Source organism: Chitinophaga vietnamensis (assembly GCF_902167635.1).
Taxonomy (GTDB): domain Bacteria; phylum Bacteroidota; class Bacteroidia; order Chitinophagales; family Chitinophagaceae; genus Chitinophaga; species Chitinophaga vietnamensis.
In genome coordinates, this window is the sequence record NZ_CABHMS010000008.1 from 189,749 (window position 1) to 206,141 (window position 16,393).

Sequence of the window (16,393 nt, forward strand, 5' to 3'; positions counted from 1 at the left end):
CCGGCTCTTCTTTGAACAAGTAAAAAATGTTCCTATGAAAAGGATCTTTATAGCCGCAATAACTTTAGCGAGCAGTTTGCTGCCCAGGTTAGCAGTAGCCCAGGTAGACCCTCACTTCTCGCAGTACTACGCGTATCCGCTGTGGTTAAACCCTGCGCTCACAGGCATTATAGACGGCGACTACCGCATCAGTGGTGATTACCGTAACCAGTGGGCCAACTATGGTAAACCATTTTCCACTGCCGGCGTATCCATTGATGCCGCCACCGATAAAAATATCGGCGTTGGTTTGAACGTAATAAATATGTCTGCCGGCGATGCAGGCTATAATCACCTCAACGCAATGGCCAGCGTATCTTATAGCGGTGTGAAATTTGGTAAAACAAAAACTACCATGTGGGTATTTGGTATCCAGGCAGGTATTATCAACAGAAGACTGGACCCCGCTAAATTCCAGACTGGTAGCCAATATAGCCCCACTATTGGATTTGATCCGAGCATCTTCAACGGAGAAAATGTGAGAACTACCTCTTCCAATTCCTTTGATGCAGGCGCCGGTACCGTTTTGTTCGATGGCAATCCTAACCATCGTTTCAATCCATTTGTAGGTTTTGCAGCAACACACCTTACTCAGCCTAAAGACGCTTTTTCGGCAGAAGGCAACCGCAACCTGCCTGTACGCTACCTCGTACATGGTGGCGCCAAGATCAAGCTTACCGACCAATTAAGCATTACGCCCACTGGCCTCTATATGCACCAGGGTAATGCAGAAGAAACAGTGGCTGGTGTGTACGCACAGCTGGCCGTGAATCCCGAATTTGATTTTCTCGTAGGCGGTAACTACCGATTCAACGATGCCGCTATACCCTTTGCTGGTTTCCACTTCAAAAATTTTGTGCTGGGCCTCAGCTACGACGCCAATACGTCCAGCCAGCGCCGCCTGGTGAATGGCAGCCAGAGTTTTGAAGTATCACTATCCTTTATCAGTCGTAAAAGAAGAGTGCTGAACGAAGAATACTTTATTTGTCCAAGATTGTAATACTTCGCCCAGCAACTAGAAGGGAGAAAATTTATACAGAAAAAAGAAATGGACCCTCATGAAAAAAATTACACACTGTTGGCTGATTGTTATCTTCACGGGAATAATAAGCGCTGCGCAGGCACAGTATGTTTATGACTATAAACATACTGCTGATGTTTACTACAATGCGAGAGATTATTATTCCGCAGCGCAGTATTATAACAAAGCGCTGGGCACCTTCAAAGTGAAATCAGAACAGATATTGCCCTATGCCGTTGCCGGGGCTGCTCCCCCTTCCGGTAAAATTAAAGACTATCAACAGGTAGTGGCCAAACTGGCGGAATCTTACCGCATGTATAATGATTTCGGTAATGCCGAAACATGGTACTCGCAACTGGTAGGGTTCAACAATCCACAGTTCGCACAGGCGCGCTACTGGTACGGTGTGTGCCTCCGCGCTAATGGTAAATACCAGGATGCGCTGGATCAGTTCAATAAATTCAAACAAAGTTATACCGCTTCTGACGAGATCTCTACACGTGTTCCTCTGGAAATCGCTAACTGCGAATTTGCAATAGCAGAAGCCGCCAAACAACCACGTTTCACTATCGCAAAAGTATCCGGTAATGTGAATGAGGGCGGCGCTAACTACGCGCCTGTAGTACTGGACCCGCATACGCTCCTGTTCACCTCTTCCCGGCCGGAAACGCCACCATTGCCTGCCACAGCCAAACAACCGGCAGAAAAGAACAAGAATAAAAATGGTAACCCCTATGTAAACGACCTCTATACAGCTACCGGAAGCGATAACAATTACGATAACAGCCAGAAACTGAAGATACCCGTTGCTAAAGGTTATGATCAGGGTGTATCTGCCATCTCCCCGGATGGTAAAAGTATGTATATTACCCGATGGACCGTTAAAAATGGTGTGAAACAAGCTGCTATCTATATCAGCAATCGCCTGAACGGCGCATGGTCTGACCCCAAACCATTAGGCAACAATGTAAACGTAGAAGGCTACAGCTCCATGCAGCCTTTTGTTACAGCCGATGGAAAATATTTGTTGTTTGCTTCTAACAGACCTGGGGGTATGGGTAAGAATGATCTTTGGTATTGTGTGATGTCTAACGGTGTGCCGGGCAGCGCGCGCAATATGGGTACCGCCATCAATACAAAAGATGAAGAACAGGCGCCTTTCTATGACGCAGAAAAGAACCTGCTGGTATTCAGTACTGATGGCCGCGTAGGCCTCGGTGGTCTTGATTTCTTTTCCAGTGAAGGCGATTTCGGCACCTGGTCTACCCCGGTGAATATGGGCCTGCCGCTCAACTCTCCCAAAGATGATATCTATTATTCTGCACTGGATAATACGCATCCTTTTGCTTCAGGCTTTATCAGCTCAGACAGAGAATCTGTATGCTGCCTCGAAGTATTCAGTGTGAAAAGGGTACGTAAACTGGCCAGTGGCCTTGTGATCGACTGTGACACGCATCTGCCGCTGGAAGGCGCTACCGTCACGCTTTCAGACAGTGCCCGCCAGAAAACGATCAATAAAGTTACACTAGGAAAAGATGGTCGCTATTCGTTTGAAGTAGATCCCAAACGTTCTTATAAAATAGTAGCAGAAAAAGAAAACTATTTTACCAAAACACTCAGCTTCAAGACCGATGGACTGGATAACAGCGACTCGCTTGATAATCCAACACTGTGCCTGCGCCATTATGAAATAGAAAAACCAATCGTACTGAATAATATCTACTACGATTTTGCTAAGGCCACCTTACGTCCTGAGTCGAAGGCCGTGCTGGATACTGTAGTGGATATCCTCAACGACAATCCGAAACTCACGATAGAAATGAGTGCGCACACCGATAGCGTTGGCTCCGTGAAATTCAATGATAAACTGTCGCAGGCCCGCGCGCAATCATGCGTGGATTACCTGATCAGCAGAGGTATTTCGCCCAGCAGGCTTACAGCTAAAGGCTATGGTAAATCAAGACCGATCGCACCAAACTCTCTGCCTAATCATAAAGATAATCCTGCAGGACGTCAGTTGAACAGGCGTACTGAATTTAAAGTACTCCGCCGCCAGGTGGTAGTATTGGAAGGAAAAAATGCACAAGGGCAATAACATAACTTCTCCGGATATATCCGGACTTCCATATCCTGTCAAATAACCGTATCTGAAAAATAGCCGGCGCAAAAGCCGGCTATTTCTTTTCATCACTCTTTACAAAATAAGAGCTACCCTCCTAACAAAGGTTGCTCTTCAACCTTTAACAGTAGTATTAGTTAGTTTTACCGTAGTTGCCGATAGCGAGTGTATCTTTTGCATTTACGATCACTTTCACGTAAGCGGCATACTTAACAGCACCGTCGTATTTGAAAGTGGTATCTTTCGGTCCGGTAGCGGTTTTCAGCGTGATCTTGTTCACTTTCTTGAACAGGTCAATGTTCATAGCAGCGCCAGTACCGGTAGCTGAAGTAACGTTCAGTGTATCAGTTTTAGGTGCAGTCATAGTACCACCAATGAAGTAGATGACGTTGTTTGCATCTTTGGTGTTTTTAGTCAGAGAAACAGATACATTGATAGTGCTGTCGCTGTTTTCTGTTACAGTGATGGCGCCTACTTTGTTGGCGGCGTCAGCGCCTACACCTTTCAAATCGAAGCTGGTACTGCGTGGAGCCGGAGGCGCTGGATCATCATCTTTCTTACAGGCAGTAAAAGTAACACCCATAGCAATAGCGAGCATGGCTCCTGTTTTAAGAGCATGTTTGTTGAACATAAGCATGATTTCAGTTTTAATAAAGGTTTTAGATCAAGATTACTTATCAGTAATTTTTGGATTATAGGTTTTCAGCGCTTACTGTGATGTTAAACGGAACTTAAAAACAAAAGTTACACTTACAGGTAAAGAATTTTTAAAATGCTTGTGCCCGATCGATGAAACCCAATGCTGTAGCTGGTTTTAAACAATCCGGGATTTATTTCATGATAAGACGGTAGCCCTAACTTAAACTCGTGTTACAACATTTTTAAAATTTTATTTTTTGCAATGATGATTTTGATGAATGAAAAATTCGATTACATTTGTAAGATGTTAGAAGATGCCAAATCAACACTTATGAAAATGTAATCAGACAACGGTACTTCCGTTACGTCGCCCCTTTCACTTTCTTATATGTCTCTGTAGCCCGGAGTGAGCTATTATTGCAATACTTTATTGTTTACGACCTTATTTTTTGTTTATGACTATGTCATCAGAACCACTGTCGCGTACCGGCAGGTTTTTCAGATTATTACGTATAGCCATTACCGGTAGTGAGAAAGAATTTACTACTGGTAGTATTAACCGCGCTATCTTTTTACTATCACTGCCTATGGTGCTCGAAATGGCCATGGAGTCGCTGTTTGCAGTGGTGGATATATTTTTCGTCAGTCATCTTGGTATCAACGCCATTACTACGGTAGGCCTTACAGAGTCCGTGCTGTCATTGTTATATACCGGTGCAGTAGGACTCAGTATTGCCGCTACGGCCATGGTGGCCAGGCGCATTGGTGAAAGAGAACCTGATGCGGCCGCGCATGCCGCCACGCAGGTGCTGTACCTCTGTGTGGCCTTCGCTGTAGTGATCGGCGTTATCGGTGTTTTCCTCTCCAAAGATATCCTCGCTGTCATGGGAGCCAGCAAAGAAGTAGTGGAATACGGTCACGTATATACGAAAATTATGCTGGGCGGCAATATCGTGATCCTGTTGCTCTTTCTGATCAACGGTATCTTCCGCGGCGCGGGCGATGCCGCTCTTGCCATGCGCTCCCTCTGGCTGGCGAATGGCCTCAACATCATCCTTTGCCCGCTGCTGATCTCAGGTTTCGGCCCCATACCGGCGCTGGGCCTGAAAGGCGCTGCCATCGCCACTACCATCGGACGCGGCGCAGGAGTATGCTATCAGCTGTGGCACATCTTCAGCGGAAAAGGGATCATACACATCATGCGCAAGCATCTCAAGCCCGCGCCGGCCATGATGGTATCTGTCCTGAAACTGGCCGCCGGCGGCTCTTTGCAGATGCTCATCGCTTCCGCCAGCTGGATATTCCTGGTACGCATCATCTCTTATTTTGGTAAGGATGCCGTTGCAGGGTACACCGTAGCGATCCGCGTGGTGATCTTCACCATCCTGCCGGCCTGGGGAATGGCCAATGCTGCGGCTTCGCTGGTAGGACAGAACCTGGGCGCGGGCCAGCCCGACAGGGCCGCTACCTCGGCATGGCGGGCCGCCTTCTTCAATATGATCTTCCTGGGCATTGTATCGATATCCTTCCTGGTGGCCGCAGAGCCTATTATACGGCTCTTTACCGGTGAAGAACAGGTGGTGTTGTATGGCAGCCAATGCCTGCGGTTCATGAGCCTCGGATACGTTTTCTACGCCTATGGCATGGTGCTGATGCAGTCGTTCAACGGCGCCGGCGATACCCGTACGCCTACGCTCATTAACCTCTTCGGCTTCTGGATGCTGCAACTGCCGCTGGCCTACCTGCTGGCTATCTTCCTGAAGCTGGGCCCACAGGGCGTTTTCTGGGCCATCGCCATCTCAGAATCGTCGATCGCCATCATCGCCATCCTCCTTTTCAGGAGAGGCGCCTGGATGAAGGTTAAAATTTGATGGAGAACCCGCTATTTCATATTAAGTAGTTACCTTTGCGAGGTTTTGCATTAAACATTAACCTAATAAACCAGTAACAAAAAAATATGTCGCTAACTGTCGTAGGCACCATGGCGTTTGACGAAATTGAAACGCCGTTCGGAAAATCAGGAAAAATCATCGGTGGCTCCGCTACCTTCATCGCCTGGGCTGCATCCAATTTTGTAAAGCCTATCAACCAGGTATCCGTAATAGGCGCCGACTTCCCACAGGCTGAACTGGATGCCCTCACTGCCAAAGGCGTGGTGCTCGAAGGTGTACAGATCAAGAAAGATCAGAAGTCTTTCTATTGGTCCGGCAAATATCACATGGATATGAACACCCGCGATTCCCTGGTGACCGATCTGAACGTGCTGGCCGATTTCCAGCCGGTGATCCCCGACAGCTACCAGGGCAGCGAATTTCTTATCCTCGGCAACCTCACGCCACAAGTGCAGATGAGCGTGCTCGACCAGCTGAAAACAAGGCCTAAGCTGATCGTCATGGACACCATGAACTTCTGGATGGAAGTAGCCCTGGAAGACCTGCTGAAAGTGCTGAAAAGAGTGGATGTACTGATGGTAAATGACAGCGAAGCCCGTCAGCTTAGCGGCGAATACTCACTGGTAAAGGCTGCCCGCAAGATCATGACCATGGGCCCGCGTTATCTCATCATCAAAAAAGGTGAACACGGTGCGCTCCTGTTCCATGAAAATCATGTATTCTTCGCTCCCGCTATGCCGCTGGATGATGTATATGATCCAACCGGCGCCGGCGATACCTTCGCTGGTGGTTTCATCGGTCACCTGGCTAAAACCAAAGACCTCTCCTTCGAGAACATGAAAACCGCCATCATCGTAGGTTCTGCCATGGCATCTTTCTGTGTGGAGAAATTCGGTACCACCCGCCTCCGCGAAATAACGCCGGAAGAAATTACCGCCCGCCTGGAACAATTTGTTCAACTGGTGAACTTCGATATCGACCTCGTTTAAATAATTAATAATTACGAATTAAGAATTACGGCCCACCCGGTAGATCTACCAGGTGGGCCGTAATTCTTAATTCGTAATCCGTAATTATTTAAAGATGCCGTTCAACACCGCTGCCAGCCTCAATCCGCCCTTCAGCAACTGTTTGTTCAGATCGTTGATAAATACATAATTGTAACGGTAGCTGAGTTTGGAATCCGGTTTCGTATAGCCGTAAACTTTATCCGCCAGCTCGTGTGATTCAAACATCCAGTCAGCGATTGTGCCCGCCTGGTAAGCCTTTACCTGCTCCGGAGAGGCAATGTCAATAGCTTTGGTGTACTCCGTATAGCTCAGCTGCTGGAAGTCGATCAGCTGCTCATCCCACACGTGGTGCAGGTTAGACGGCTGATTGAACCACTGCACACTGATCTTGTTGCCGCCCTGGTCTTCATCATGGCCTACGTGCAAAGGTTGATGCATATCGCCCAGCATGTGCACGAGGAAAGACAAGGCAAACTGTTTTTGATCCTTAGGCAAGGAACGGTTTTTCAGTTCTTTGATCATAGCCTGTGTTTCCACGTATAGATTCTCGCCGGTAGCGGCTTTGAGCAGACTGTCAAATTCCGCGCGACTAACGCCTCCCGGAAAATCCAGGTAATGCCAGGTGTTGGTATGATCGTACCGGTGCGTGGTGTCTGATTTGATGAAGTCAGGCCAGTTGGCGATCATGGCAAGGCTCTCGCGTCCGAGTATGGCGGTAACAGCCTGTCGTGCTTTAGGCGTGAGATGCTGCCAGGCAATCTCCGCTACCACACGGTGGCCGATAGGCCCCCAGGCAAAGCTGGCAAAAGGTAAGAGGAAGCCGAGCGCCAGGCCCAGCACAAATTTTTTCATCATAAGTATCCTTGATTGAAGCAACAAAAGTAAAGCATCTTTTTTTAACACTTTAGCTCACACTTCTTTAGTATTTTTACATACTGCTCAAAGAAATTTACATATGCCTTTCAAGATACATGCACCCTACGCTCCCGCTGGCGACCAGCCGGAAGCAATCAGACAATTGACCGAAGGATTAAAGGAAGGAGAACCCTATCAAACCCTGCTGGGCGTTACCGGCTCCGGTAAAACCTTTACCGTGGCCAATGTGATCCAGAATGTACAGCGCCCCACATTGGTGCTTACACATAACAAAACCCTTGTAGCCCAGCTCTATGGCGAGTTACGGCAGTTTTTCCCGGAAAATGCCGTGGAATATTTTGTGTCTTATTACGATTATTATCAACCAGAGGCCTACATGCCCGTGAGTGATACCTATATCGAAAAAGATCTTGCCATCAACGAAGAGCTGGACAAACTGCGCCTGAAAGCCACGTCCAACCTGCTTTCCGGCCGGAGGGATATTATTGTGGTAGCCAGCGTGTCCTGCATTTATGGTATGGGTAACCCTACAGATTATGAAAATGGTATCATCCGTATCCACCAGGGACAAACATTAAGCAGGAACACCCTCTTGCACGGGTTGGTGAATTCCTTGTACTCCCGCACCACTGGCGACTTTAGCCGCGGTAACTTCCGCGTACAGGGCGATACGGTAGATATCAACCTGCCCTACGTGGATTATGGCTACCGTATTACTTTTTTTGGAGATGAGATTGAAGAGATAGAAAGTTTTGATGTACAGAACGGGAAACGCATAGGCAAGATGGACAATGCCGCCATCTTCCCCGCTAACCTGTACCTGGCGCCGAAAGACATGATGCAGCAGATCATCTATGAAATACAGGACGAACTGCATGCACAGGTAGAATATTTCAAAGCAAACGGGAAACTCATCGAAGCGCAGCGCCTTTCCGAAAGGGTGAACTATGATGTAGAGATGATCCGGGAACTAGGCTACTGTAGCGGCATTGAGAACTATTCGCGTTTCCTCGACCGCCGTACGCCCGGCACAAGGCCGTTTACATTGCTGGATTATTTCCCGAAAGATTACCTCTTGGTGATAGATGAAAGCCACGTGACCATCCCGCAGATTGGCGGTATGTATGGAGGCGACCGCTCCCGCAAACTGAACCTCGTGGAGTTTGGTTTCCGTCTGCCTTCCGCGCTGGATAACCGCCCGCTGAATTTTTACGAGTTCGAGAACCTGGTGAACCAGGCCATCTTTGTAAGCGCCACCCCCGGCGATTACGAGCTCAAGAAAACAGAAGGTATCGTGGTGGAACAAGTGGTACGCCCTACCGGCCTGCTGGAGCCACCGATCGAAGTAAGGCCCAGCGTGAACCAGGTAGATGACTTGCTCGATGAAATCGATAAGCGCGTGCTGAAAGGCGACCGCGTACTGGTAACCACCCTCACTAAACGTATGGCCGAAGAAATGGATAAATACCTGAAACGCATCAACGTGAAATCAAGGTACATCCACTCCGAGGTAGATACGCTCGAACGTATCGAAATTTTGCGCGACCTGCGGCTGGGCAACATCGATGTACTGGTAGGCGTGAACCTGTTGAGAGAAGGTCTTGATTTGCCGGAAGTATCACTGGTGGCCATTCTCGACGCAGATAAAGAAGGCTTCCTGCGCGACGAGCGCTCGCTTACGCAAACGGCTGGCCGTGCCGCCCGTAACGTAGACGGTTTGGTGATTTTCTATGCAGATCATATCACGGAAAGCATGCAGCGCACCATCGATGAAACGGACCGCCGCCGCGAGAAACAGATAGCTTATAATATTGAACATAATATCACGCCGCGTACGGTGCGTAAAAGCAAGGAACAGATACTCGGTCAGACCTCTGTATTGGAGATCAAACATTTCGATGAATCATCGCCGCTGGCCGTACATGATGAAGTAACATTAGTGGCTGAAGATGCGATGACCTTCGCAAAATCATCTGCTGCGGAGGTGAAAACTATCCCGCAAATGGAGAAAGCGATCGGTAAGGTGAAGAAAGATATGGAGAAGGCGGCCCGCGATCTCGATTTTATGGAGGCGGCCCGTTTGCGCGACCAAATGTTTGCCCTGGAACGCGAATTACAGGAAATGAAACAATAGCCGCAACCATTATCACATATGTAATTATCTACGATGTGATAATGGTTTTTCTTTTTCACTTCAGGAAAAATTTCATTCGTAAGTTTCTTATTATGAATTATTTAATGTGAATTTCTTTCCGGTACTGTATCATACTGTTATGTCTTTTTTAAATTTTGTCAAGACGGAATTTATATCTCATTAAAATATTGATAATTAATGGTTTATATCGTTTTGTGCCACATGGCAAAGCTCTCATCCATCTGAAAATAATTATTTATATTATTATTTTATATAATACAATTGATTTAATCCCAAATATTCTCCCACTAATTCAAAAATTTCTATTTTTCATGGCTTCTATTTGACGTTTTGAATTTCATATCTACTTTTATTTAAGAAATTTAAAAATCGAATGCTATGAAGAAAAACTCATTTCAAGACTATCTACCGTTTATTTTTCTGACGGTAATTGCCATCATAGGAATTTTTATTCCAACGATCCCCAGTTTTTCGGATACCAGCAAATACAATTATGGTGACATTGCCTGGATATTGGTAGCGTCTTCCCTTGTATTTCTGATGACACCCGGCCTTTCATTTTTCTATGGCGGTATGGTGAACCGGAAAAATGTGATCTCTACCATGATGCAGAGCTTTATTGCCACCGGCATGATCAGTGTGATATGGGTGGTAGTTGGTTTTAGTCTGGCATTCGGTAAATCCTATCATGGTATCATTGGCGATCCCTCCACTTTCTTCATGTTCAGAAATGTGGGCTCAGGAGCTCCGTGGAGCCTGGCCCCCACTATTCCGCTGTTGTTGTTTGCGCTCTTCCAGATGAAGTTTGCGATCATCACGCCGGCGCTGGTAGTGGGCGCGGTAGCCGAGAGGATCCGTTTCACTTCTTATGTATTATTCATGGTGTTATTCAGTTTGCTGGTGTATGCGCCAATCGCGCACTGGACCTGGCATCCTGATGGCATCCTTTTTAAATTAGGCGTGCTTGACTTTGCAGGTGGTACCGTAGTACATATTTCTGCTGGTTGCGCGGCGCTGGCCGGTGCGCTGGTATTGAAGCGCAGAAAAGATCATATTGAGAAGAAAGAACTGCAACCCGCCAATATTCCTTTCGTATTGTTAGGTACAGGTCTGCTATGGTTTGGCTGGTTCGGCTTTAACGCCGGTTCTGCACTGGGCGCCAATATGCTGGCGGCTACCGCTTTCGCTACTACTAACACCGCTACTGCTGCCGCAGGTTTATCATGGGTGTTCTTTGATGTAGTACGCGGCCGCAAACCCTCGGCGCTGGGCTTCTGCATCGGGGCAGTAGTAGGGCTGGTAGCGATCACGCCGGCGGCGGGTTATGTAGCTATTCCGCAGAGTATCTTCATCGGTTTCGTTGCAGCGATCGTATCCAATATGATGGTACACTGGAAATCCAAAACCAGCATTGATGATACGCTGGATGTATTCCCTTGCCACGGTATCGGCGGTATGGTGGGTATGCTGTTTACCGGCATCTTTGCTACCAAAGCCATCAACGCAGGCGGCAGCGATGGCTGGTTTTACGGCAACTTCGAACTGTTCAAAAACCAGGTGCTGGGCCTCTTGCTGGTAGTGGCTTACAGCTTCACGGTATCTTATGGTATCTTCAAGCTGATCAACCTCATTCACCCCCTGCGCGTAACAGAAGATGAAGAAGCGCTCGGACTGGATGTTACACAGCACAACGAACATTATCATCCGGCTATGATGTCTGTAAACGGCCATGGTACGCTCAATGAAGAAGAGCTGGTTCATTCATGAACGGTTCCCCGCATACGCATAGCAAGCGATATTCAGTTCTTTGATCACGATCTATATCAACTATATTAAACGTACGTGTAGCCATGTACGTTAGAATGACCTGGAATGGATAACTGGTGAGTGAAACTGCCCATGTGATATCACTGGTTATCCATTCCTTCTATTGAAGAACCGGCACGCGAAACCGGCACGCTTTGTACTGTACACCACGTAACATTCTCTCCCAAAACGAGCGCAGAAAAGGCAGCATTTCAATTACCATTTTATCAACCAAACTCACGTAAATGAAACGAATGCTCATGACCTTATTTGCGGCAGGCAATGTAACGCTTGCCTGGTCCCAATCTACAGACACGATACCCGCCCCGGCCCTCAAACTTTCAGGATCTGCCGATGTGTATTACAAGTATAATCTCAACGGTAATGCCACCGATAATAAAACGAGCTTTACCAACTCCCATAACTCTTTCGAGCTGGGCATGGTATCGCTCAAGGTGGAACATGGGTTCAAGAAAGGGAGCATAGTGGCCGACCTTGGCTTTGGCCGCCGCGCGGCCGAATTTTCCTACAACGACGGGCCCGCGCAAAATAACAGCATGACCATGGCCATCAAACAACTGTATGTGTCTTATCAGCTTACAGAGAAAGTTAAGTTGAGTTTGGGCAGCTATGCCACGCACATCGGTTATGAATTGGTAGATGCTTACCTGAACAGGAATTACAGCATGAGCTATCTATTTAGTTATGGTCCTTTCTTCAATACCGGTGTCAAGGCAGATATTGCATTGAGCCCGTCGCTAAGCGCTATGGTAGGCGTTTTTAACCCTACCGACCTGAAATCAGTTACCCAAAACAATCATAAATATATCGGTGCACAATTAGGCTTTGCGCCGCAAGGCACGCCGCTTAAATTGTACCTGAACTATTTGGAAGGGAAAGATACCAGCAGTATACAAAACCACCAGGTGGACGTGGTAGTAACTTACCAGGTGAATACTGCGCTGGGATTGGGTTACAACGGCAGCTACAGTACTTACACGAATACGCAGCCGAAAAGCGAAGTACGTAAAAATGCCAGCTGGTGGGGCTCTGCGCTGTATGTGAATTATGATATTAACAACAGGATAGGCCTTACGCTGCGCGGTGAATATTTTAATGATAAAGATGGCCTGAAAGTATTTACCACGCCGGCTTACCCGGGAGGCGAAGTGGTGGAAGGCACGCTGTCGCTCAATTACAAGGCAGGAAACCTCACCATCATACCGGAGTTCAGGTTGGATAAGGCATCCAAAGATATCTTCAATAAATCCGATGGCAAACCGGGTAATGTTACTTCCAGTGTACTGTTAGCGGCGGTATATCATTTCTGATCTGTCTGGTTTTTATCTTCTTTTATAATGATTATCTTGGTGTAAAAAAAGTGATGTTACAATCTTCCACGTTAAAATTCCTGAAATCGCTGAAACAACACAATAACAAGCCCTGGTTTGATGAGCACCGCGATGACTATATGCTGGCCAAGTCTGATTTTGAGACGATGGTGCAGCAATTGATCGATGGCTTGCAGAAGCAAGACCCTTCGATGATGGGTTTGCAGGTAAAAGATTGTGTTTTTCGTATATACAAAGACGTTAGATTTTCAAAAGACAAGACACCGTACAAAGTGAATATGGCTGCCTCTTTTCAGGCAGGAGGTAAAAAGTCGACACTGGCCGGATACTATTTTCACCTGGAGCCGGGAGGCAACAGTATGGCGGGGGGAGGCCTTTGGATGCCGCCTGCGCCTGAACTGAAAAAAGTAAGGCAGGAGATCGATTATAATTTCGGTGAATTTGAAAGCATTATTTCCAATAAGGAATTCATCCGGCATTTCGGGAAGATAGAGGGCGAGTCGTTAAAAACGGCGCCACAAGGCTACCAGCCTGATAATCCGGCGATCGCTTATTTGAAATTGAAAAGCCTGGTAGTATCTCGCCCGGTAACGGATGAAGCTACTGTACAACCAGCATTGGTGAAAGATATATTAAAAACCTTCTCCATTATGCAGCCGTTCCTGCAGTTCATAAACCGGGCAATGGATTGAGCCATAGCCCGGTTTATTAGTTATATGAGGGTCAGAAATCTTGTTCTCCGGCGCCCTCATTACTAACTAATAAACCAGCAAATCAGTTCTTGTGAATCAGAAATTCAAACGGACGCGCTTTGCGGTTTTTCAACAGGTTTTCCTTGTCGGTACGCGCGTGCGCGAATTTCTGGTTGTAAACATTGGCCACTTCGATCGTTGGAATAATCCCGTCCAGTGTATCCTGCTGATCAACGATGTTCATGATCCTGGATACCTGTGAAGAAAAGTTTGAACTCCATTCTTCAGTAAACTTGTGCATCAACAAAAGCTCTCGATTGGTGTTGGTTTTCATAGGACTTAAAGGGTGTTTTTCAAATTAGACAATAGTGAAAAATGCATCTCTCTCGCTTCGAATCGGACATCTCTGTTTGTTAAGTTAGTTGGCATAGGATTATTACTACCAAAATTGAATTTTATCCTCCACAAATCAATACTACTTCCGTGTAATTTTTACATGTTGCATGTTATGCTTTTATGAAAAATATAAAAAAAAGCAAGCGGTAATACGCTTGCTTTTAATGAGTTATAAATATATTTTCGTATAGTCATCTCCGGTACTGCATTCCCGGGTCATTCCTGCCTGAAATTACATAGCACAACAGTATGATTACAGCCAGTTTTTAGCGGTCAGATATTCTGCGATTTGTACGGCATTGGTAGCGGCGCCTTTACGCAGGTTATCTGCTACGATCCACATATTCACTGTTTTAGGTTGTGTTTCATCGCGGCGGATACGGCCTACAAATACTTCGTCTTTATCGTGGGCATCTTTCGGCATGGGGTATTGCTGTTTAGACGGATCGTCTACAACTATTACTCCTGGCGTTTTTTCGAGGATGGTGCGCACATCTTTCAATTCGTACTCCTTATCAAATTCAATGTTCACAGATTCGCTATGGCCGCCCATTACCGGAATACGTACAGTCGTTGCCGTTACCAGTATGCTATCATCTCCCATAATTTTCTTCGTCTCGTTCACCATCTTCATCTCTTCTTTCGTATAGCCGTTATCGAGAAATACGTCGATCTGTGGGATCACGTTAAGATCGATGGGATAAGCATAAGCCATTTCACCCTGGATGCCTTGTCTTTCATTCATCAGTTGTGTAACGGCTTTTACGCCGGTACCGGTTACTGACTGATAAGTAGATACCACTACTCTTTTGATGCGATATTGTTCGTGCAGTGGTTTCAGTACCAGCACCATCTGGATGGTAGAACAGTTGGGATTGGCGATGATCTTGTCTTCCGGCGTGAGTGCGTCGCCATTTACTTCGGGCACCACCAGTTTTTTGGAAGGGTCCATTCTCCAGGCGCTGGAATTGTCGATCACGGTGATACCGGCAGCGGCGAATTTAGGCGCCCACTCGAGGGAGGTGCTGCCGCCTGCGGAAAAGATCGCCACGTTAGGCTTCATGGAAATTGCCGTATCTGCGTTCACCACCTTATAGCCCTTGCCCTTAAATGTTACTTCCTTACCTACGGACTTCTCAGAAGCCACGGGAATCAATTCTGTAACCGGGAAATTCCTTTCCTCCAGTACCTGTAACATTTTTGAGCCTACCAGCCCGGTAGCTCCTACTACGGCAACTTTCATTTTATTTTACATTTTAATTTTTAGGAAGACCAAAATTAATATATCATCGCGGGTTTTCATAGTTAATAACGCGTGATTTTTTTTAAATCACCGCTTGTGTTCAAGGGCTCCAGGGGCGGTAGCACCGCAGTAGCTATCGGTATCTTCCGGATATGATGAAAATAAAGTACTTTTGCCGGCAGGTATTTATATATTTTTTATCTAAATATTTGACCTCAAAGGCCTTGCCTGGAGCCGGAAACGGAGGAAAGTAATGGCATAAAAGTTGAGTTAAACTCAGCCCCCTGCGCCGGGAATTTCCAGGCGAAAATTTGTCAGCGGGCAATCTATTATAATTATTTATATTTGCGCTTCCTAAAAATTTGAACATGCAGTACAGAGAAATTGTTGCAGTAACCGGATTGGGCGGTTTGTTTCAGTTAGTTGCCAGTAAACAAGATGGCGCCATCGTTAGGTCACTGGAAGATAAGAGCACAAGGTTTGTGTCTTCCCGCGTGCATAATTTTACTCCACTGGAAAGTATCGAAGTTTTCACCACCGGTGAAAATGTAAACCTGGCGGAAGTTTTCAAAGCCATGGATGAAAAAGCCACTGCTCACCCACCGGTAGAAGCAAAGGCCGATAACAATGCGATCAAAAGCTATTTCAAGCAAGTGTTCCCTGAATTCGATGAAGAAAGGGTATACGTGAGCGATATGAAGAAAATGGTGAAATGGTTCGGCATTCTCAAAGCCAACGACTTGTTGAAGTTTGAGGAGATCCTGGCCGAAGGCAATGGTGAAGAAGAAGTAGTGGAAGAGGTAGCCGCACCAGCAACGGAGAAAAAGAAAAAAGCTGCCGCCACACCTGCCGCTGAAGAAGAAACTGAAGTAGCAGAAAAACCTAAAAAGCCACGTGCTAAAAAGGCCGCCAAAGAAGAAGGTGAAGATGCTGCTGAAGAAAAAGCGCCGAAAAAAGCAAAGGCTAAAAAAGAAGACGCTGCTGCCGATGGTGAAGAACCTAAGAAAGCTGCCGCCAAGCCACGCAAGAAGAAAACAGAAGAATAAGCTGTTGCTTGCCTAACAAAATATCAAAATAAAAAAATAACAAAATAATCCAGGCTGCTGTAACCAGGTAATTTACCTGCCTGCGGAAGCCTGGAATTTTTTATTTT

General features: G+C 46.6%; 13 protein-coding genes. 9 read left to right on the top strand and 4 right to left on the bottom strand.

Going from position 1 to position 16,393, the window contains the following annotated elements; translation table 11 throughout:
- Nucleotides 1-34 precede the first annotated feature (34 nt).
- Together FPG75_RS21065 and FPG75_RS21070 are read left to right on the top strand one after the other, a co-directional pair.
- Nucleotides 35-1,039, top strand: a complete 1,005-nt coding sequence (locus tag FPG75_RS21065) for a PorP/SprF family type IX secretion system membrane protein (protein ID WP_143309632.1) — start codon at nucleotides 35-37, stop codon at nucleotides 1,037-1,039.
- A 58-nt stretch (nucleotides 1,040-1,097) separates the two neighbouring features.
- Nucleotides 1,098-3,155 (top strand): OmpA family protein, encoded by a 2,058-nt coding sequence (locus FPG75_RS21070; RefSeq protein ID WP_143309634.1) that lies wholly within the window; start codon nucleotides 1,098-1,100, stop codon nucleotides 3,153-3,155.
- 157 nt (nucleotides 3,156-3,312) lie between these two features.
- On the opposite strand, the gene FPG75_RS21075 is transcribed toward FPG75_RS21070, so the two are convergent.
- Nucleotides 3,313-3,810, bottom strand: coding sequence for a hypothetical protein (locus FPG75_RS21075; RefSeq protein WP_161596869.1), 498 nt, complete (start codon nucleotides 3,808-3,810; stop codon nucleotides 3,313-3,315).
- 463 nt (nucleotides 3,811-4,273) lie between these two features.
- On the opposite strand from FPG75_RS21075, the gene FPG75_RS21080 reads away from it, so the two are divergent.
- Complete coding sequence (locus FPG75_RS21080) at nucleotides 4,274-5,689, top strand: MATE family efflux transporter (protein WP_236652864.1); 1,416 nt, start codon at nucleotides 4,274-4,276, stop codon at nucleotides 5,687-5,689.
- Between the two features lie 86 nt (nucleotides 5,690-5,775).
- Nucleotides 5,776-6,699 (top strand): PfkB family carbohydrate kinase, encoded by a 924-nt coding sequence (locus FPG75_RS21085; RefSeq protein WP_143309638.1) that lies wholly within the window; start codon nucleotides 5,776-5,778, stop codon nucleotides 6,697-6,699.
- 84 nt (nucleotides 6,700-6,783) lie between these two features.
- Here FPG75_RS21085 and FPG75_RS21090 read toward each other — a convergent pair whose 3' ends face one another.
- Nucleotides 6,784-7,575 (bottom strand): S1/P1 nuclease, encoded by a 792-nt coding sequence (locus FPG75_RS21090; protein WP_143309640.1) that lies wholly within the window; start codon nucleotides 7,573-7,575, stop codon nucleotides 6,784-6,786.
- Between the two features lie 100 nt (nucleotides 7,576-7,675).
- On the opposite strand from FPG75_RS21090, the gene uvrB reads away from it, so the two are divergent.
- From uvrB to FPG75_RS21110, 4 genes are all read left to right on the top strand, one after another.
- Nucleotides 7,676-9,730, top strand: a complete 2,055-nt coding sequence (uvrB, locus tag FPG75_RS21095) for an excinuclease ABC subunit UvrB (RefSeq protein ID WP_143309642.1) — start codon at nucleotides 7,676-7,678, stop codon at nucleotides 9,728-9,730.
- 399 nt (nucleotides 9,731-10,129) lie between these two features.
- Nucleotides 10,130-11,518 carry an ammonium transporter gene (locus FPG75_RS21100; RefSeq protein ID WP_143309644.1) on the top strand — a complete coding sequence of 463 codons (1,389 nt, stop codon included), beginning with the start codon at nucleotides 10,130-10,132 and terminating at the stop codon, nucleotides 11,516-11,518.
- Nucleotides 11,519-11,802: 284 nt separating this feature from the next.
- On the top strand, nucleotides 11,803-12,888 hold the full coding sequence (locus tag FPG75_RS21105) for a porin (RefSeq protein ID WP_143309646.1): 1,086 nt from the start codon (nucleotides 11,803-11,805) through the stop codon (nucleotides 12,886-12,888).
- 53 nt (nucleotides 12,889-12,941) lie between these two features.
- Nucleotides 12,942-13,601, top strand: a complete 660-nt coding sequence (locus FPG75_RS21110) for a DUF2461 domain-containing protein (protein ID WP_143309648.1) — start codon at nucleotides 12,942-12,944, stop codon at nucleotides 13,599-13,601.
- Nucleotides 13,602-13,683: 82 nt separating this feature from the next.
- Here the strand turns inward: FPG75_RS21110 and FPG75_RS21115 are convergent, their stop codons facing one another.
- Together FPG75_RS21115 and FPG75_RS21120 are read right to left on the bottom strand one after the other, a co-directional pair.
- The gene (locus FPG75_RS21115; RefSeq protein WP_143309650.1) at nucleotides 13,684-13,902 is read right to left on the bottom strand and encodes a hypothetical protein; all 219 of its coding nucleotides are present in this window, start codon (nucleotides 13,900-13,902) and stop codon (nucleotides 13,684-13,686) included.
- A gap of 348 nt (nucleotides 13,903-14,250) precedes the next feature.
- Nucleotides 14,251-15,240 (bottom strand): aspartate-semialdehyde dehydrogenase, encoded by a 990-nt coding sequence (locus FPG75_RS21120; RefSeq protein WP_143309652.1) that lies wholly within the window; start codon nucleotides 15,238-15,240, stop codon nucleotides 14,251-14,253.
- Between the two features lie 368 nt (nucleotides 15,241-15,608).
- On the opposite strand from FPG75_RS21120, the gene FPG75_RS21125 reads away from it, so the two are divergent.
- Nucleotides 15,609-16,286: a DUF5606 family protein gene (locus FPG75_RS21125; RefSeq protein WP_143309654.1), complete on the top strand. Its 678-nt coding sequence runs from the start codon at nucleotides 15,609-15,611 to the stop codon at nucleotides 16,284-16,286.
- Nucleotides 16,287-16,393: the final 107 nt, after the last annotated feature.

Coding starts and splice junctions, on each gene's coding strand:
- FPG75_RS21065 (WP_143309632.1), top strand. CDS start 35: ATGAAAAGGATCTTTATAGCCGCAATAACTTTAGCGAGCAGTTTGCTG.
- FPG75_RS21070 (WP_143309634.1), top strand. CDS start 1,098: ATGAAAAAAATTACACACTGTTGGCTGATTGTTATCTTCACGGGAATA.
- FPG75_RS21075 (WP_161596869.1), bottom strand. CDS start 3,810: ATGTTCAACAAACATGCTCTTAAAACAGGAGCCATGCTCGCTATTGCT.
- FPG75_RS21080 (WP_236652864.1), top strand. CDS start 4,274: ATGACTATGTCATCAGAACCACTGTCGCGTACCGGCAGGTTTTTCAGA.
- FPG75_RS21085 (WP_143309638.1), top strand. CDS start 5,776: ATGTCGCTAACTGTCGTAGGCACCATGGCGTTTGACGAAATTGAAACG.
- FPG75_RS21090 (WP_143309640.1), bottom strand. CDS start 7,575: ATGATGAAAAAATTTGTGCTGGGCCTGGCGCTCGGCTTCCTCTTACCT.
- uvrB (WP_143309642.1), top strand. CDS start 7,676: ATGCCTTTCAAGATACATGCACCCTACGCTCCCGCTGGCGACCAGCCG.
- FPG75_RS21100 (WP_143309644.1), top strand. CDS start 10,130: ATGAAGAAAAACTCATTTCAAGACTATCTACCGTTTATTTTTCTGACG.
- FPG75_RS21105 (WP_143309646.1), top strand. CDS start 11,803: ATGAAACGAATGCTCATGACCTTATTTGCGGCAGGCAATGTAACGCTT.
- FPG75_RS21110 (WP_143309648.1), top strand. CDS start 12,942: ATGTTACAATCTTCCACGTTAAAATTCCTGAAATCGCTGAAACAACAC.
- FPG75_RS21115 (WP_143309650.1), bottom strand. CDS start 13,902: ATGCACAAGTTTACTGAAGAATGGAGTTCAAACTTTTCTTCACAGGTA.
- FPG75_RS21120 (WP_143309652.1), bottom strand. CDS start 15,240: ATGAAAGTTGCCGTAGTAGGAGCTACCGGGCTGGTAGGCTCAAAAATG.
- FPG75_RS21125 (WP_143309654.1), top strand. CDS start 15,609: ATGCAGTACAGAGAAATTGTTGCAGTAACCGGATTGGGCGGTTTGTTT.